The following is an 18,109-nucleotide window of genomic DNA, read 5'->3' as shown; positions in this document are numbered from 1 at the left end:
TTCAATCCACGCACCCACACGGGGTGCGACATTTCCCTACCTTGGATGTTGGCGATAATCTGATTATTTCAATCCACGCACCCACACGGGGTGCGACAATCCAAGGACTCAACCTAGAGCCATTGGAAAGAATTTCAATCCACGCACCCACACGGGGTGCGACGATGCCGAGCAAGACCTAGACAATATCAAAGCAAAATTTCAATCCACGCACCCACACGGGGTGCGACGAAAGAGTATTATTTTATTAATTCGCAATCTTGAATTTCAATCCACGCACCCACACGGGGTGCGACGGTGTGATGGTGTTTTCTTTGTTAAAAAAGTTTTTATTTCAATCCACGCACCCACACGGGGTGCGACGCTATCCAACTAGTACTAAACGATTAAATAAATTATTTCAATCCACGCACCCACACGGGGTGCGACTTGTGCGGATAAACTAGGGGCGTTGGTGATGATTATTTCAATCCACGCACCCACACGGGGTGCGACAAGGATAGAAGTGGGGTCGGACAGACCAAGAAAACATTTCAATCCACGCACCCACACGGGGTGCGACGTGAAGCGAATTTATGAGCAGGCACGTAAAGACCTATTTCAATCCACGCACCCACACGGGGTGCGACTCACTAAAGTCTAAGTCAACCGCACTAAGCATTTCTATTTCAATCCACGCACCCACACGGGGTGCGACACTATCAACGGAACATGGCAACCCCTAGTAACCCTATTTCAATCCACGCACCCACACGGGGTGCGACACTCGGTACGACAATATTTTCTGTAAAATATAAAATTTCAATCCACGCACCCACACGGGGTGCGACGGACAATTTTCCATTGAGGTTCCCCGGTATATTCTATTTCAATCCACGCACCCACACGGGGTGCGACATGACGAAACAATATTTAGCGATTCTGAATGATATTTCAATCCACGCACCCACACGGGGTGCGACTTTGCCTTGCAGCTCATCTTTGAACGGAATTAACAATTTCAATCCACGCACCCACACGGGGTGCGACCGACCTTAATGGCACGACTTATATCGAGGAATTTCATTTCAATCCACGCACCCACACGGGGTGCGACGACTTACGGATGAACATACCGAGTGCGAGTAACTGATTTCAATCCACGCACCCACACGGGGTGCGACTGCAGACGAAATTGTTGAAATTATGGGCGAGTCCATGATTTCAATCCACGCACCCACACGGGGTGCGACTGCATTTTTTAGTAAAGGTTGCAAGTATAACTAGAAATTTTTTCTAGTTGAACCTTTTTTTATTAGAATTTCAATAAAAATATACTTTTTGTAATAAAACACACATCGTTTTCTCATATTACTTACGCGAAACTATTAGCTTTTTATGTGTAACTTCGGTTCTTAGATTAGTAAAAAGCCGGTATCAGGATTATATGTTTCATCTTTTCCTATACTTTCTACTCTTCGTTCCCAATTTTTTCCTAAAAGATAAAATCGAATACTGTCACTTGAGGGGTCAATAATTTTTTCAATTTGTTTCTTTAATGATACAAATTGCCCAGGGTCTACACTACATTCAAATACTGAGTTTTGAACACGTTGCCCAAAATTCAAACAGAGTTTTGCTACTTTCCTTAATCTTTTTCGACCATCTGATGTCACTGTTTCTACATCATATGTTACTAGAACCATCAATAGTCTCATCCTTTCATTAGAAATGGTGGATACATTTCTAAATCTCCTCGAATAAATCTACTTAACAACATAGATTGTACATGTGGTAATAAGCCAATTTTTATTTTTTCATTCAAAAATGGATGGAGTATTTCTTCATGTTTTCTTTTTTGCCAATATTCTAAAACTTTGGTTCTTCCTTTATCATTTAGTAGTACAGCTCCGTTTTCTTTAAATTCAAAATCTTTTCTATTCACAATTTGTAAATTGATTAAAGTCAACACCATTCGATCAACTATATAGGCCCTAAATTCTTCAACTAAATCCAAAGCCATGCTTCTTCTACCAGGTCGATCAGTATGAAAAAAACCAACGTAGCTATCTATACCTACCGCTTCAAGAGCTGCCTGACAGTCTAGCGTTAACATAGAATATAGAAAAGACAACAAAGCATTCACACAGTCTAAAGGAGGTCTTTTAGTTCTTTGAAAAAAGTAAAATACATCTCTATTTTTAAAAATTAATTCATCGAAAACTGAAAAATAAATTCGGGCAACGCTTCCTTCAAGTCCTCGCAAACTATCTTTATCAGAAGCCAACTTAATTTGATCCATCAAATTAATAATAGATTCAACGGCCAAGATAACTTTGTTATCATTGAGTCTATCTTTATGGTCTCGCAAACCCCTTTCAAGAACTTTACGCGAATTATATGCCTTGGCGTAAATAATATTTCTAACAAATTCAAGACTTTCTTCATTATCAGCCATAATAAATTGTTTTCTCCTTAACAAAACATTTCCATTAGTCGGTCCAATAACCCGACCGCAGAACCATCCACCAGGAGAGAGAAAAGAAAGTAAAATATTTTCCTCCATACACATTTTCATAAAAGCTGGACTACAACCCACATAATTAAAACAAATAATTTGACTAATAATATGTTTAGGAAAACGACCGATTGTTTTTCCTTCATTTAATATTACAATATTATCATTGTCTTTACTCAAATAATAATCTTCGTTTGTAATGTATAAAGTGTTCAATAATTTTTTCATATTTGTTCTCCATATAAATAATTATTGACAGATCTTTTCCGTTTACTGATCCTTGGCATACAGATATTATATAAGGAACATTGCCGACAATTCTTAAAAAATTCAGCGGGTGGTGTCTCTGTTTTGTTATACAGCTGATGCATTTCTCTTGAAATAACTCTCACTTTTTCTTTCAATTGATTTGTTAAAGAAACTAAAATTCTACGATTCGTAGAAAAATAATAAAGATATGATTCATCAATATGAATCTGATACATTTCTTCTAAACAAATAGCCTGCGCAGCCAACTGTAACTTATCTAAATCATTTATCTTTTCTTTTCCTTTTTTATACTCTACGATAACAGGCTTCCACAAACCAAGGTGATTTTTTAATTCGACTCCATCCGAGACTTGATGAAACTCACAAATATCTAGAATCCCACTTAAACCAAGTTCTGACGAAGAGATTGGCATCGCCCTTGAAATAATAAGACCTTTCCTACTTTCTTTCAATAAAGGTTTATCTGCTTTCTCATGTAGAAAACTACCTAAAGTCGTATGCTGGTTTTCTGCCCATTGTTGCTCGATGTGAATCAATGCCCATTGTCTTTTGCAAAAATAATAATGCTGAATACCACTCAACATTAAATATTCTTCTTCAGAATAGTTCATATTAATATCCTGGAATAATTTCGAGTTTCAAACCATTTTCTTCAAGTTCTTTTAGTTTCTCTGCATCAATTCGGATATTGTAGTCTGAATATTGAATTCGTTTATCTAATTCTTCGTTTGGAACATCCCATAACAACAATTCACGAATTTTTGAAGATGAGATATTCCCTAATTTATTTGAATGCTCAAACCAGAATAATTCTTTCACTTCCATTGATCCTTCAGGTCTAGCTGAAGAAGCATCGTTAACAAAAAGTGTTGTTAAACATTCTTTAATAGTTTGTAAATCATTTTCACTAAATCCGGTCTTATCGGCGAAATAAGCATTCACAGAACCATAAATAACATAGACACCATGCTCAACAAAATGTTTACTTCCCATTGTGTCGGATGATTTGTCATTTTTATTTTCTGTCTCTTTACCGTTAACTGATTTGGTTATTTGCATCGTTACTACTTCTACTGGTTGTAACGATTTAGTTATTCCAATTGAAATAGGGCCCCTGATTCCAATAGATCGATTTTGATAAGTTATTACTTGTCCGAATGATCTCACATCCAACCATTTCTCGCACGAAGTTTTTTCAACGACATCATCGGAAAATTTACTCTTCTTTTCAAATACACTCTTAAAGCGTTCTTCTAAAGATTTAAATCCATCTACGGCACGATCCTTAGCAACTACAAAAATATCATTACCTAAGTCTTGCATACGATTTCTAATTTTTCTTTTGATTGCGACGTCACTAATTTCACCAAATCCTTTTGAATCAGTTCTAGGCATATTACCTGCTAAAGGATCTCCATTAGGGTTAGCATTTTGCACCTCTATTGTTAAAATAAAATCAATCTTGTTATTAATCATTTTGCTTCTCCTCCTTTTCTTTCTTCGTATAAACAAAATCTATCTCCGCTTGATAACCAAATATAAAATCAAAATCCAACGATTTATCTGCTAACTGTTCAGAATAGGCAAAATCATGTAACTTGTTAATTATTTCAGACTTCTCTTTTTCTAATTTATAAAATAATCCTGGTTTTGATACTCTTAATTTCTTTTCATAAGGTTTAACTTTATTCTCTAATAATTTCATAGTCGTCGCAGGCGTGCGATTATAAACTGTCCAATAATTTTGAGCATTAGTTAGTCGCTTATCTTTATTCTGATTCTCCTTTACAAAAGTATTTTGTTCAATTAAATCATAGATTGCTAATAAACGACCATATAAATAAGAGCAGTTATTATTTTCTTTATCTAACATCGTGTCATAACCTCCTTGTCTTTCATTATTCAATATTCCTTGCGCTACAAAAAGCACATCTTTCCAAGTCTTATCATATCGATGACGTTGACGAATATTAATAGCCAATTGCTTAGAAATGAATTTAGGCATGCGTGCACCATCAATTAAATACCCAATCATTTTTACATATAAATCTTTCTGAAAACTTTTTTTAGGTAAAATTAATTCTCCATCCCGTTCAATACCATAGGTTGCTTTCATAATTTGATAAAAACTCGCTGTTGCGTGTTCATATTTTAAACTATTCTTATTAAAAAGATACCAATGATATTTTTCATGCCAAGTTTGTAAGTTTCTTTTCAATTCTGAAGTTGGCAATTCACGAAAATATTTAATAGAAATACGGCCATTCGAAGCCTGATCCACAATTGCAAGATAATATTGAGAATCATAATTTAAATTATCCCAACCAAATCCAAAGGCGTTACCGACTTCTTTATTATCAACCGTCACTGGTTTATTTATCTTATTCGTTTTTAAACCAGAAAAACGTATTCTTTTCATGTCCGTTAAATCAAATTCTTGATGATTCTTAATATCATCGGAAAACCAATTTATTAGGTACTGCTGATCACCCATCCAACGACACGAATTCTTATTATCTAGCAAAAATTTTAACATTAAATGGGCCTTCTCAGAAGTTTGATAACCTACACTCAGAATGTCTGACTTATCTTTAAATCGACCATAGTAAGTTTCTTTATTGTTACTTACTGAAACAACTTTTGCATTACCCATAATGCCTCGATGCTTTGTCGTTATTGATTGCATTTGCCCGGAAATACAACAAATACCCTTTGTTTCCCCTCTGCTTTCTACGTACCGAATATATGCCTGATGCAGATCTACATAATTAGTTACATTAAAACTCTTTTTATCTTTGAAGTTAAGAATTTCAAACGTTAAAAAATAATTATCTAATTTAATTTTTAATTCTTTTTTCCCACTGGTATAATAAAGCATATTTCCTTTCAACTTATAATCATAACCGGGAAAGATATCAGAAAAAATCAATAAATACATATCTTCTAATGTAATGAAATTCTTTACTATTTTCATAAATTTAAAACAATCGCTAGAAGGACTAAGGTTATCTATAAATTTATTTAATTCTTTGAGATAGTTTTCATGTTTTATAGGTTCTTCAGTCAAATAATAGGAGAATTTATCAGTTAGAGGATGTGCTGAGAAATTTTTACCAGTCCTTGCTACAGATTTATCAGTGACTGGAAAAATAATTTCTGCTCCTTTATCCAATATCTCAGCTTTGTAAAATTGACCTGTTTCAGTTAAAAATATTTTAATAATATTCTTACCGGTTGAGTTTAGACTAGTATGATATAGTGGGAGTAAAATGGTTTCATTCCCATCATGTTTATCTACTAGTCCAGCTTTTTCAGCTGAATCGTAAGAATGGTAAAGAGCAGAAAGGAAACTCATTGTGATCCATCCTCCCAACTCATATATTCTGTATATTCTTGTTCGACCGATTTTATTTCTTTCGCAGATTTATAATTATAGTCTTTAACTTCGTTATAAATGGTACAGCTATCCAAATCTTTAAACTCAACTAACCCTTGATCCATGATCACTTCACTATAATAAGCTCGTAATTTCTCTTTTTCTTGGGTAGGATAGCGGAATTGATTAAACATGATACCTAAGGAGATTTTCTTGTCCTGATAATGACTAGAACTGCTTAAAAAATCTTCTTCTGAAATCCAATCAACGAAACCCACACATTCTCTAGTCCCCAAAAAGATGTCCCTTCTGCCACCTCTTTTTATAGAGCGTTCCATAATAGATTCGTGTTTCTTCATCTTACGATCATTTATTAAATCTCTTCTATTTAGATTCCATGTAAAATGGAATTTTATTAGATATTCTACATCTACCAGATAAGAATAATAATTTAAATCAGCTCCGTAATTATTCAACAAAGCTCTACTACCACTTACCTGTGTTTGTATAGGACTCATTACTTTAACTGCCTCAACATGGTTAACAAAGGTTGGTTTAAAATAGCACGCATCGACTATTCCAATCAACGCCTGTTTTGTAGGAATAGAATACGATACTTTTTCCCCGCCTCCTTTGGTAGAAGGATCCGTAAACAAAGCATAATTGCCTTTAATTTTCATATAAAAATCCTTCGATCTTTCCATAAGATGCCTCCTATCTATTTAAAGTTTGCTTACATGATTTTCCTGCAAATAAATAATTTCATTTTACAAAATCCCCACCTTATCGCAATGATTTATTTTATTTAGCTATATAATACCAAACGCCTATTGTTTTGTCTTCAGTTATATTATATTTAAATTTAAAACATGCTGAATTTTACATTTAAGATGATTTTGTTATAATATTTACTATCACAGTAGACTGTGCGGATTGAAATAGTTATATTATTTTTGTAGAAACACTATAAAATTATAGTGTTTTTAAAATTGCATGAAATTCGCTTCTTCTCTCAGACCCAGTTTCGAATCATAATTACTTTCTGCCAGAATTAAAACATTTTCATTAGGGGTTTTAATAATCGCTTCTTTGTATTTTTCAAGAGAATAAATATTAATTGTATATACTTGTAACTTCTTTTGAAGATTTGCAACCTTTTCAAATTCATATTTGCGAGTTGCGTCAATTAATTCTTCTATCAATTGCTGATTATTATTATAATTAACAATTACAGGATGAGTAATATTAGCGATTAAATCTATTTGCTTGGCCGCGGTAGAAAATGACTGGCTCAAATAGTTGACATCCAAATTTTGACAATTCTCTTCATTCAAAGACAACAAATCAAAGCCCGTTGGCATATCTTTTGCTAATGGATAATTAAAATCATTATAATGACTATTCGCATAATAATATTCATAAAATTGATCATTTAGTTCTGTAATATTAAGTGGGGAATCCAACGAATAAATGATCTGTTCTGTAATATCTCTTTTATTTTTATATCCCTTAAGCATCGAAATATTTTCAATTTCTTTGGAGACTCTTACCAATGAGACCTTACCTTTATCTCTCATACTACCTTCTCGATTACATCGTCCCATTGCTTGGACTAAAGAGTCAATGCCTGCATAAGAGCGAATTAGCCGATTAAAATCTAAATCCACACCCGCTTCAATAAGTTGAGTACTCACACATACAATCGGTATTTTGTTTAATTGATCCCTCATTTGGTCAATAATTTCCATGCGATGATAAGGACATAAATTAGTAGATAAATAATAACATTCTCTATTTGTGTTTGTTGTTAATTTGATATATAGATTTTCTGCCGCTTTTTTTGTATTCAAAATAATGAGAATCGATTCATCGGGATGAGCTTGAACTTCTGATACAATATGCTCTAAATCAGAAATTTGATTACCATTCAGCTTATTTACAACGACTCGATCAAAAATACTGCGCTCTTCTTTAGTTAAGGTAACTAAATCTACATCTTCTCGGTTGTTTCCCCCATAATCTATCTCAAACGGGATTGATTCATCATCATATTTAGGTTGAGTAGCAGTACATAAGACTACCGTTGCGTCCATAGCTTTAGCCAAAAAATTCATCGATAAGTTAAACAGACTCGTTACCTCTATTGGTAAAGACTGTACTTCATCCAAAATAATTACACTCTTTGCTAAACGCGAGAATCTTCGAATATTCGCAGACTTCCCCTTAAAAAGAGTTTGAAAAAATTGAACCATAGTTGTTAAGACAGCATTGCTATCCCAACTATCTAATAAATAGTCTTTCTTTGCTTCATCTATTTCACTTATCTGACTTTCCTCAATATCATAAGTATTCAATTCCTCGTCAAAAATATTGGAATGATGTTCCAGAACGCCTTCATTCCCTATAATGTTTTTCATAGCAAGCGCATTTTGCTCCAAAATAGATAGAAATGGAGCAATGTAGAAAAATTGTCTCTTATTTTGGTTTACCATCTGTTGACAAGCATAACGAAGACTCATCAAAGTCTTGCCAGACCCAGTTGGTAAATTCAAACGAAATATTCCTGAACCATCTTGTTTTCCTCTCACTTTAATTTGATTTGCTAGTTTGGTTCGAATTCGATTCATCTCAGTTTGAGGATTACCAAATGACAAATAAAGTTCCTCGACAGAATTCAAATAGGTGTTTATTAGCTGTTTATTCTTTTCATTATCTCTCTCACTAATTTTTTCTTCAAAAGCATTGATAGTATCTTTTATATCTGCATTTTTTAGAAATGAAAGATACAAACGAACTAGCATTCCTCTATAAAATGAACTCTCTTCTCGGTTATCCGTTTTGATTTTCTCTTGTATTCCGAGAAACTCTTGAAATGCTAAATGAAACAACACATTAAAAGTCATACTTTCTTGTTGAGATAATACCACTTCGAGCGTTTTGGTAAATGGGATCACATCCTGTTCGTAAGCATATTGAATAGATGCCTCGTTACGATCATAATCTACTCTCTCAAAAAGTTTGTTTATTTTTTTATTGTTTTTTCTTGATTTAACTGGAATGTCATAAATTCCATGATGAGCTGTAATCACATACATCAAAATCTCACAAAATTCTATCAATTTTTCTTGTTGGTCTATAGAATATTCATCTAAGCATCCTATGATAAAATTTTCAATAAATTTTGCTCCGGCTGAAGAATGATTGACATGCATATTGGGGTTTTCTAATAGCTTTTTTTGAAAATTACGATCTGCTTTTCCTAAATCATGAAACAACCCTAGTAAATAAATCACATATCCTTGATTAATGGATTCTGCTTCTTTTCTTCCTAATCTAGCTACATTAAAAAGATGATCTAACAACAATTGTTTTTGACCAGTTTCACAATTATAATGCCCTAACAGTTCCAATTAAACTTCTCCTCTCACTCCTAAATTATACAATAAAAGAAATAGTTATTTAATATAATTTATTTTGAAAATACAAATATTATAACGTTAAAATTTAAAACCTTTAAAATTTTAATAATTCACAAACTTTAGAATAAATAGATTAATTTATCTTTCAAGTTATCTAAGCTGATAAAAAGTCTCAAAATAACAAAATCCGAATCTTGGCGGCTATTGCCATCAAAATTCGGAGTATTATAGTTTTGTTTTCAATTTAAAGGCCTTATTTGAATCCACGCATCCACATGGTGTGAGATAAATACTGTTTTTCTAGACATATTTCCCAGCAAACTCTTCAAATCTTTGAAAAAAATATTTATCTGAAAATTAAGATCATAATTTTCACTTGTAACACAGAGATGAATAAGTATTTATTCTAACCCGCACTGTTTATAGATTATTTCAATGATTTCTGCTTTGAATTCCATATATTTATCTATATTATTTGGATAAAGTTTAGCTGCCTGTTCTTTCACTTTAGAATACTCTGATATTAATGATGGGTGCTTTCTCAAAAAATTCCGAAATGTAACATGTCTGATTAGTTCTTCAGAATCCTGAGGACAAACATATAAGTGATGGTTCATTAATTCTTTTTTGTTAATGTATGAGAAAGCCTCCCTACCTTTAATACCTAAGTCTCCCTCATGCTCATAGCCTCGGTCCTTCAGTAACTTCTTAACAAGGGTAAATTTGTCATTTTCAATGACAATATCAAGATCAATAATTGGTTTGGCTGATAGACCTTGAACGGCTGTACTTCCTACGTGTTCAATCTTGATTGAATTTTGAATGATGTCTTCTCCTAATGAATCTACTATTTTTTCAAATTCTTCTTGCCATTTGGGGTTCCATTTTTCAACGACTACTTTTTTCGTTCTCATTGACTAATCACACCCATTCATTTCGATTTATTTATTTCTTTTTTGATCTTGTTGATGCAATCGACAAATATCTAACGTGCTACTATCACTCTACTAAAAATATATCAGCTTTCTACAAATCTACCTGTTTTTCTTAAACTACTGTCGAAATAAAAGTTAATTATAAAAAATACAACCTTTCGGTTGACCATGACCTTAGGTTATAGTTTACAATTCATCTTGTTAGGAGGTATTTGGATGTATTTGATTAAAAAAGTCAGCGAAATGAGTGGTGTTTCGGTGCGCACTTTACACCACTATGATGCCATTGGCCTGCTGTCTCCTCAAAAAAAGGAAAATGGCTACCGTTACTACACTGAAGAGGATATGTCATTTCTACAAATGATATTGTTCTATAAATACTTAGGTTTTTCGCTAAAACAAATCAAAGTCTTGCTGAAAGAAGAGGATACAGAAATATTATCGCATCTTCGTAAACAACTTAATCTAATGCACCAAGAGAAAGAAAAACTTCTAACACTCATAGGTACTTTGGAAAAGACAATTTTGTCACACGAAAGGAGAATAACGATGGCGACTCAAGAAAAATTTATAGGATTTGCCTATCAAGACAATCAGAAATATAAACAGGATGCGATAAAGAAATATGGGAAAGATGTTGTTGAAGAGTCGATGAATAGACAGAAAGGAAAAGAACAGGAACTGACGGAAGGTTTCAATGATATTTTCTTTGCATTTTCCAAAAACATGGCAAATGGTTTAAGCGCTATTGCTCAAGAAAATATTGTCTTAGCAAAAAAACTGCATGACCATCTATGCAAATACTGTTTTGATTGTGAAGTGGCCGTATTTTCTAGTATAGGTCATTTGTACGTTCAAAACACAGAATTTAAAAATAATATAGATAAATTTGGTAAAGGGACAGCACAGTATGTGTGTGATGCCATCCAACAATACGTTGCAGAAAAATAATATATACACAATACGATAACCAAAAGACAGTAGACACAATGATTTACTGTCTTTTGTGATTAGCATTTATTTTAATTGATTATGAGAACAAAATTTCGAAAAATGATTTGAACTTGCACAAAAATTCTAAATGGAAACAATTAAAAGAATCGAAAGAATATTGAAAGCCCACCATACATAAGCATAAAGTCATCGAAACGCGAATCTTTGTTAAGTACTTCTGTAACTAACACTCTATATAACCGCTCACTTGGCCACTCATATTCAGCTGTAAAATAATAATCCATGGGTAATTGAATAACTGGTAGCCCTGAATTAGAAACTCCAATAAATTCCATACTCACCCCATCTCGATAACCAATATATCCTGGGTCTTTCATATCCATTTTTCTGTTTCTATAAGGCTCAAAATCAGAAACTTTACAATATGGTAATATGAGTTTTATTTGTTCTTCTGAGAGCTTAATTCCCCTCGATCTAACAACCTCTTCTCTCAACTCATATGTTGCTAGTTGTTTCCACTGATCTTGAGTTAAGGGATTCTTTATTCTTCTTGCATTTTTGGAATACGACGTTTCAATATCCTTCTTAGCTGATATTTTATACCACCCTCTTACATCGATAGCTGGGGCATCGTATAGGTAATATTTCGTCTCGACAATCGAAACTTCTTTACTAATAACATTTAATTGAATGACAATTTCATTAAAAAAACCATCATGTAAGGGTCTGGATTCAATAAATGTAATTAATGAAAAATTAGCATCTTCTTTCATTCTAAAGTCCTCGCCTTCACTTCCAAATAATTCAAATAATTATTTTAATTATACAAGATAAATGAGCGATAGAAATATTTTCTATCGCCAATCATTTTCAGAACTTCGTTGTTTCAAATAAATTTGTCTTTTTATTTCTGTAGCTATGCTTCATTCCACATACTTTATCGGTATATAATTCCATACCTAAATCAATATTAAGGTCTCGACTGGTTTCTAGACTAATGTATGGAATTTTATAAGTTGTTTAATAAATCCAAATGGTCATCATCTTTTTTTACAATTCATTTATAATCTTCAATGTATCTGCTACTTGAAATTCATTCGGGTTATAAATATCACCGACTGGAGCTCCCATAACCACAATTATATAATACTGATTATTTTTCTCTGCGAGTGTCGCCCAGCAGAGACCAGCGCCCTCTGTGGTTCCTGATTTTCCCCCTAAGATGTTTCCGGCATAGTCTTCGTTATTGATGAGTTTCGCATAAATTGTACTCTCCATCCATATACCATCTGGATGATCCAATGTCGGAGTTGATAGATAAGTTGGCGTCATTAATATTGTTAAATAATTTTCGTCCTGAATACATTCTTTCATTAACAGGGCTACGTCTTTGGCTGAAGAATAATGATTTTCCATATCCATGCCATCCGCATTTTCATAATGTGTATTGGTTAACGCCATCCTATTTGCTTCCTGATTCATTATTTCTATGAAATTATCATAGTGATCAAACAAACTAGTGGCCAATGTATTAGCGCATTCCGCCCCAGACGGAAGGATAGTCCCATATAATAAATCCCGAACCGTCACACTCTCATTGCCAAAAAAGCCAGCCATGGATGCATTATTATTAACAGATTCTAGATACACATCCTCATTGATGGGTATCATTTGGTCAAGATTTTCAACATATTTTAAGCCAACCCATGCCGTCATTAGTTTGGTTAAGGAAGCCTGTTTCCTTCTTTTATTTTCATTAAAGGCAAGTTCAACCTTATCTTGTGTGAGATTATAAACATAAATACTCTCTGAATAGTATGCTTGTTGGTATTTTATTAATAATGACGCTCGATAGCCAGCCACTATAATAATTAGGATAATCACAAACAATCCCACACGCTTAATAGATCTCAAGAAAACTCTCTCCTTTATATTGATTTTAAATGAATAATATAAGGAAAATGAAATCGTTAATCATGATATTGTGCATAACTCAAAGCGATTAATCTATTTATATCTTAGTTTTTATACATTATTGATTAATCTTCATAAAGGCGGTGCAGTGATATTTATCTAAAGAGAGTAACTCATTTTTTCGTAGAATTTAATCGTTTTTATTGATGTCTCAGTCATTAATATAACTTGTCTTACATGACTAAAACGTTTCTTTACCATCTCTAATAATGTACTTCCGATATTTTTACCTTGATAAGTAGGATGCACAAGAATATCTTGTACATAAGCTATTGAATGATCATCACTTATCACTCTAGTTAATCCGACTAATTTTTCCTTATCTCAAACGGTTACAAAGTAACAGACTTTCTTTAAAAGAACCGTCATATCTTCGTTATTTTTCACATAAATGTCGAGCCAACACTTAAATATAGTTGTTGTAATTCTTCATTGTTAGGTATTTTATCTTCTGAATACTCCAATGGTATCCCCCTCCTTATGCTTAACAATCATTATACCACTCAAAATATAAATAATCTGATGTTCCTTGAATCAAGTTATCATTTCTTCAAACTACGATTCATCATCCTAATATAAATTCATATTCTCTAACAATCAACCCTGCCTCAAATTCAAAAATATCACACGAACGTTCACCTACGCTATTCCTTAAAACTGCAACAATTCGAGATGAATCCTTGCTTTTGACGATTGTCTCAATCTCAAAAGTAGTGCGATTAGATTCATAAGCAGATATTATAGTATTCAAATAATTTTCTATACCTTCAATCTTGCTATAAGTATGGGAATGCAGTTCCCAAACAACATCATGAGAGAGAAATTGTCTATATGTGTGCCAATCACGTTCATTTTCCGCTTTTAAGAATAAATTTAGGATTTGTAGACTATTCATACATTACCTCCTCAAATTCAAAATCTTTGCTCTTAGCTAAACAAGAAATAACCTCTATAGCTTCTCCAATCTTCTAAAATGTGATAGGAAAATAAGTAAATATTAATGATACAGAGCCATGATTTCCTACTCGATGTAATTAATATACATATTATACCATCTCTGTCTTCAGCGATTACTCTTTTTCCACCATCGGAGTAGAAGACACCCGTTATTAAACCATTTATGACGTACGGATGAGCATAAAAATAATATAAAAAATCGTGTAGATTTTAGATTAACTTGCACAGCGAGAAATAATATATCCATTGTCTCATAATAACCATTTTTATACTTTTTGCTCCAATTACTTTTGCAATAGTAACTGCTAAATTGGTTTTTCTACAACTACTAATTTCGTTTATAATCCTAAAAATTAAAAAAGAGCGAAAGGTTTCCCTCTCGCCCAAAGTATTTTACAACTTCTATTTCTCTCCCTTAAAATTTTTGTATACTTTTAATCTTGATATTTTCTATTGGAAATCGAACTAGTTATCTACTTCATCTAAATGCTCTGAAAAGTAAAGTAAGGCCTTCTCGAATTTCTTAATATCAAAATTATTTGTATTTTCCAATAATATTTTTATCAGATTTGATACTGCTAAATCATTAATGCCACAATTATATAAAGTAATTGATTTAAAAACCTTGATGGCTGAAATAATTGGAAATAATTGCTCCGCTTTATTAAAAACTTCCAACGCCTTTTCAAATTCCCCAATGGCTCTGTAACTACTACCCAATCCTATATAAACATTCTCCAACTCTTTTTCTATGCCGAGGTCAATTGCTTTTTTATAGAGTGGGATAGCTTCTCTTTCATTTCTAAGAACGTTATTACACTAAGCTAATTGATAGTTATACTCTGGATTTTCCGGATTATTTTGATAAATTTCCTTCATTCTAAGTAAAACCTCTTCTAACTTACCTACTTTCCTTAATTTTACAATTTCATTGGGAAATGAGAATTTATCTGCTTCTGAGATCTCTATTCGAAACCTTAGTCGTAGTGAAAGAACTTCTACCGTATTACTAGCGACTATTAATCCGCTTATCTGCAAAGACTAAGTTTATTTAGAGATGCCGCTTTGGAATAAATTTCTATACTCTATTATTACCTCCAGAAGCAATTTTCTTTATCTTAAATAATATGCTCTTCTATCCACTTTTCTAAGTCTCTATGGTTTAGGTCACCAGAAGCTACTTTCATGATTACATTTATTAAATCATTATCACTATATGAAAGCTCAATCCCATTAATAGCCAAAAGTAATAACATAGTATGTGCTCCTATTCTTTTATTTCCATCTACAAATGGATGATTGGAAATTATTCCGTAAGCAAGTCTTGCAGCTTTTGACGTCAAGGTTGGATATAATTCTTTATTATCAAAAGTTTGTAAAGGAGCATTCAATGATGAATCAAGTAAACTTTCTTCTCTAAGTCCGTATGATCCACCAAAGTTATCTATCAGCTGTTCATGTAGCAGAAGAACTTGTCTTTTACTAATATATTTCACTTTGCAAGTTCCTTATACACTTGAGCATTCTTTTTTATTAATTTATTTGAGATATTTAGTAATTCTTCATCGCTTACTTCTTCATTATTTTTCTCTTCAATAAATTCAGTAATAATATATAAAGGCTTATTGTTTTTTAAAATAATCGCTGCCCCATATTTATCAACCAACTTTGTAACTTTAGAAAAATTTTGATTTGCATCGGATATTGAAATTAATGTATTTGTATCAATTTTCATGTCATCACCTCTGGATATATTTTAGCATAAATTATAGCTATTTTATAACCATTTAACCGTCGATATATACAAATTCAATTGATGGCTACTTCGTCATCAACACTAGAGCTTTGGTAGTCGTTGTACATGCAACTCCCAAATCTTCGATTGGGCGAGCATTTAGTTAACCAATCACTTCTCTTTGGGAAAGCCTGACATACCGATATGGCATATGTTAGACCTATTCATTTTTTCTTCAAGAGCGTAGCGATTGGCTAAAAAACTAATGTCTGTGCTATTTCTCCTTTGCATCGATTAGCTTCACTAATTGCGCGACAGGAGGGTTAGGACTTCAACATGTATCGCTATATAGACTAGGATTGAATTTGAGATAATAATTAGAAAAGATAGATTGAAAACTACCTAAAACAAGTTACCTCATAAGGTATCTCTCCAGAATTAATATACTTCTGTTTAATAGAAAATAATATATGCAGGGCTTCCCGATCTATTCCATTGATATTTTTCTCCCAACAACCACTCGAGTTTACAATGATGATATCTCCATCTTGAAACAATTTATTGACATCTACTTCGGGATAGACCTTTTTCTCAAGCCAAACTTTCTTTTTATTTGGTTTACGGACCCTCTTTTTTACTATGGTAGGTTGAGGAAAATATTTTTTTGATATCAATAATATGCCATCTAGGTTATCAATATATTCTTCAAAGTTTGGTAAATTGATATTAAATGAGGAATATGAGTATAAGACCATGTCTTGATCCATTGCTACCAATTGACATTTCGATCCAAATCCCAGACTCATCTCTTTCCTCCAATCAAACATCACTCAATGATTTATACTTAATACTTTAGTATTTATTTGGCAATTGACCCTTCCCAAACTGTCAAAATATCGATTGATAGCTATTAGATTACCTCAATCTAAATCATACAATGTCACCCTGTTACTTCCAATAAATAGTCTCTCATCATAATTAATTGGTCTTGACTCATTTCAACAACATAATATTCCCCACCATATCCCTCACCTAAATCTAGTTCTATTATCATCTCTGCAAAAAGTGGAGTTAAACTGTCAATATTTTCAAGGGAGATCCAATGGCTAACTTCCCTTTGGAGCCTAGGGGGATAAAAAGCAAATGAAATATCCGGTTCAGTAAAATGAAGAACTTCTCGCTTAATCATTTTCCGATTTAATAATCTAGTAATACCATCTAAAATTTGTTGTACATCTCTTGTTTCTAATAATTCTTCCTTTTGATAGTAATTAAAATACTTATTTTTTACCATCAGGGTAACTTCGCACCAATCCTTATGCTTATAAAATTCATCAATTGTGAATTCAAAATCGGTTCCGTTATCTTTCCATTTCATCATTAGGTCTCCTATTTCCATTTGTTAAATATTTCAACCTTAGAAAGAGTTTTCTTATGTAAAGCTCAAATTCCGCAGATTTCCAATAAGCTAACTCCATAGAAATATCACTGTGGGCATACATTCCCCATATCTTCCAGATTTTGACACTATCCCAATTGCATTCGTTGATTCGATCCACTTTTTAGGCGATAAGGTAAATGTATGGCTACTAGCTTGAATTTTAAACCCATCGAATTCGAAGGGTTTAAAATTAGGACTATTAAGAGATTCCTATCATCCTAGAAACTCAATTGTGTCCTTCGCTCTCATCCAATTTCGAATAACATCGTTGGGTTCATCTCTTTTATGCCTAGCAATATCAGTTAAACTAATCTAATCATTTTTAAAGTCTTCGGTGCAGAATTAAATTGCAAGGCTCTGAGCTTGAATAGTATCTTTTTTAATCTTTGACATTTTTCCTCCACAATTATCAACCAATCTTTTAGCTTTCATTTGAACTTTTTTATTTTGAAACAGTGGGATCTGTCAATAATATTGTAACATTTATAAAAACTTTTGTTCCTCGAAAGTGGTATTGTAGATTTGTTTTATATAACTTAAAAAAAAGAGCA

General features: G+C 32.8%; 16 protein-coding genes, 2 pseudogenes and 1 CRISPR repeat array (1 of these 19 only partly in view). Of the genes and pseudogenes, 1 reads left to right on the top strand and 17 read right to left on the bottom strand.

What is annotated here, in order from left to right:
* Positions 1–1,232: a CRISPR direct-repeat array (repeat unit 32 nt; unit sequence ATTTCAATCCACGCACCCACACGGGGTGCGAC) (it extends 134 nt beyond the left edge of the window).
* A 162-nt stretch (positions 1,233–1,394) separates the two neighbouring features.
* From cas2 to M0R79_RS02440, 8 genes are all read right to left on the bottom strand, one after another.
* Complete coding sequence (cas2, locus tag M0R79_RS02475; protein WP_248416572.1) at positions 1,395–1,688, bottom strand: CRISPR-associated endonuclease Cas2; 294 nt, start codon at positions 1,686–1,688, stop codon at positions 1,395–1,397.
* Positions 1,689–1,693: 5 nt separating this feature from the next.
* A complete protein-coding gene (gene cas1c, locus M0R79_RS02470) occupies positions 1,694–2,725 on the bottom strand; it encodes a type I-C CRISPR-associated endonuclease Cas1c (protein ID WP_248416573.1) in 1,032 nt (343 codons plus the stop codon).
* A complete protein-coding gene (gene cas4, locus M0R79_RS02465; protein ID WP_248416574.1) occupies positions 2,722–3,378 on the bottom strand; it encodes a CRISPR-associated protein Cas4 in 657 nt (218 codons plus the stop codon). The genes cas1c and cas4 overlap by 4 nt, the downstream gene beginning before the upstream one ends.
* A 1-nt stretch (position 3,379) precedes the next feature.
* On the bottom strand, positions 3,380–4,243 hold the full coding sequence (cas7c, locus tag M0R79_RS02460; protein ID WP_248416575.1) for a type I-C CRISPR-associated protein Cas7/Csd2: 864 nt from the start codon (positions 4,241–4,243) through the stop codon (positions 3,380–3,382).
* The gene (gene cas8c, locus M0R79_RS02455) at positions 4,236–6,122 is read right to left on the bottom strand and encodes a type I-C CRISPR-associated protein Cas8c/Csd1 (RefSeq protein WP_248416576.1); all 1,887 of its coding nucleotides are present in this window, start codon (positions 6,120–6,122) and stop codon (positions 4,236–4,238) included. Before cas8c ends, cas7c begins: the two co-directional genes overlap by 8 nt.
* Positions 6,119–6,847 carry a type I-C CRISPR-associated protein Cas5c gene (gene cas5c / locus M0R79_RS02450; RefSeq protein ID WP_248416577.1) on the bottom strand — a complete coding sequence of 243 codons (729 nt, stop codon included), beginning with the start codon at positions 6,845–6,847 and terminating at the stop codon, positions 6,119–6,121. The genes cas8c and cas5c overlap by 4 nt, the downstream gene beginning before the upstream one ends.
* 279 nt (positions 6,848–7,126) lie before the next feature.
* Positions 7,127–9,553: a CRISPR-associated helicase Cas3' gene (gene cas3 / locus M0R79_RS02445; RefSeq protein ID WP_248416578.1), complete on the bottom strand. Its 2,427-nt coding sequence runs from the start codon at positions 9,551–9,553 to the stop codon at positions 7,127–7,129.
* A gap of 410 nt (positions 9,554–9,963) precedes the next feature.
* Positions 9,964–10,476 (bottom strand): GrpB family protein, encoded by a 513-nt coding sequence (locus M0R79_RS02440; protein ID WP_248416579.1) that lies wholly within the window; start codon positions 10,474–10,476, stop codon positions 9,964–9,966.
* 237 nt (positions 10,477–10,713) lie between these two features.
* Between M0R79_RS02440 and M0R79_RS02435 the strand changes: the two genes are divergently transcribed.
* Positions 10,714–11,448: a MerR family transcriptional regulator gene (locus M0R79_RS02435; RefSeq protein ID WP_248416580.1), complete on the top strand. Its 735-nt coding sequence runs from the start codon at positions 10,714–10,716 to the stop codon at positions 11,446–11,448.
* Between the two features lie 140 nt (positions 11,449–11,588).
* On the opposite strand, the gene M0R79_RS02430 is transcribed toward M0R79_RS02435, so the two are convergent.
* The 9 genes and pseudogenes from M0R79_RS02430 to M0R79_RS02395 all read right to left on the bottom strand — a co-directional run bounded on the left by M0R79_RS02430 (position 11,589) and on the right by M0R79_RS02395 (position 17,495).
* Positions 11,589–12,224 (bottom strand): hypothetical protein, encoded by a 636-nt coding sequence (locus M0R79_RS02430; protein ID WP_248416581.1) that lies wholly within the window; start codon positions 12,222–12,224, stop codon positions 11,589–11,591.
* A 277-nt stretch (positions 12,225–12,501) separates the two neighbouring features.
* Complete coding sequence (locus M0R79_RS02425; RefSeq protein ID WP_248416582.1) at positions 12,502–13,365, bottom strand: D-alanyl-D-alanine carboxypeptidase family protein; 864 nt, start codon at positions 13,363–13,365, stop codon at positions 12,502–12,504.
* Positions 13,366–13,524: 159 nt separating this feature from the next.
* Positions 13,525–13,734, bottom strand: a pseudogene (locus M0R79_RS09335) (GNAT family N-acetyltransferase); the annotation flags it as partial.
* Between the two features lie 256 nt (positions 13,735–13,990).
* Positions 13,991–14,320, bottom strand: coding sequence for a nuclear transport factor 2 family protein (locus M0R79_RS02420; protein ID WP_248416583.1), 330 nt, complete (start codon positions 14,318–14,320; stop codon positions 13,991–13,993).
* A 527-nt stretch (positions 14,321–14,847) separates the two neighbouring features.
* Positions 14,848–15,171 (bottom strand): annotated as a pseudogene (locus M0R79_RS02415) (tetratricopeptide repeat protein); the annotation flags it as partial.
* 329 nt (positions 15,172–15,500) lie between these two features.
* Positions 15,501–15,878, bottom strand: coding sequence for a type II toxin-antitoxin system death-on-curing family toxin (locus M0R79_RS02410; RefSeq protein ID WP_248416585.1), 378 nt, complete (start codon positions 15,876–15,878; stop codon positions 15,501–15,503).
* Complete coding sequence (locus tag M0R79_RS02405; RefSeq protein WP_248416586.1) at positions 15,875–16,117, bottom strand: type II toxin-antitoxin system Phd/YefM family antitoxin; 243 nt, start codon at positions 16,115–16,117, stop codon at positions 15,875–15,877. Before M0R79_RS02405 ends, M0R79_RS02410 begins: the two co-directional genes overlap by 4 nt.
* A gap of 398 nt (positions 16,118–16,515) precedes the next feature.
* Entirely contained in the window at positions 16,516–16,923 is a 408-nt protein-coding gene (locus M0R79_RS02400; RefSeq protein WP_248416587.1) for a hypothetical protein, read from the bottom strand.
* A gap of 134 nt (positions 16,924–17,057) precedes the next feature.
* Positions 17,058–17,495: a WapI family immunity protein gene (locus M0R79_RS02395; protein WP_248416588.1), complete on the bottom strand. Its 438-nt coding sequence runs from the start codon at positions 17,493–17,495 to the stop codon at positions 17,058–17,060.
* Positions 17,496–18,109 lie beyond the last annotated feature (614 nt).

Source organism: Ignavigranum ruoffiae (assembly GCF_023195815.2).
In the GTDB taxonomy this organism is placed as follows: domain Bacteria; phylum Bacillota; class Bacilli; order Lactobacillales; family Aerococcaceae; genus Ignavigranum; species Ignavigranum ruoffiae.
Note: the sequence above shows the minus strand (reverse complement) of the source record. Positions and strands in the feature narration are given on the sequence as shown.

Bases quoted from the DNA above. Each gene is read 5' to 3' on its own strand.
- M0R79_RS02440 (WP_248416579.1), bottom strand. From the start codon at position 10,476: ATGAGAACGAAAAAAGTAGTCGTTGAAAAATGGAACCCCAAATGGCAA.
- M0R79_RS02420 (WP_248416583.1), bottom strand. From the start codon at position 14,320: ATGAATAGTCTACAAATCCTAAATTTATTCTTAAAAGCGGAAAATGAA.
- M0R79_RS02430 (WP_248416581.1), bottom strand. From the start codon at position 12,224: ATGAAAGAAGATGCTAATTTTTCATTAATTACATTTATTGAATCCAGA.
- cas8c (WP_248416576.1), bottom strand. From the start codon at position 6,122: ATGAGTTTCCTTTCTGCTCTTTACCATTCTTACGATTCAGCTGAAAAA.
- M0R79_RS02400 (WP_248416587.1), bottom strand. From the start codon at position 16,923: ATGAGTCTGGGATTTGGATCGAAATGTCAATTGGTAGCAATGGATCAA.
- cas1c (WP_248416573.1), bottom strand. From the start codon at position 2,725: ATGAAAAAATTATTGAACACTTTATACATTACAAACGAAGATTATTAT.
- cas5c (WP_248416577.1), bottom strand. From the start codon at position 6,847: ATGGAAAGATCGAAGGATTTTTATATGAAAATTAAAGGCAATTATGCT.
- M0R79_RS02405 (WP_248416586.1), bottom strand. From the start codon at position 16,117: ATGAAAATTGATACAAATACATTAATTTCAATATCCGATGCAAATCAA.
- cas7c (WP_248416575.1), bottom strand. From the start codon at position 4,243: ATGATTAATAACAAGATTGATTTTATTTTAACAATAGAGGTGCAAAAT.
- cas4 (WP_248416574.1), bottom strand. From the start codon at position 3,378: ATGAACTATTCTGAAGAAGAATATTTAATGTTGAGTGGTATTCAGCAT.
- M0R79_RS02435 (WP_248416580.1), top strand. From the start codon at position 10,714: ATGTATTTGATTAAAAAAGTCAGCGAAATGAGTGGTGTTTCGGTGCGC.
- M0R79_RS02395 (WP_248416588.1), bottom strand. From the start codon at position 17,495: ATGAAATGGAAAGATAACGGAACCGATTTTGAATTCACAATTGATGAA.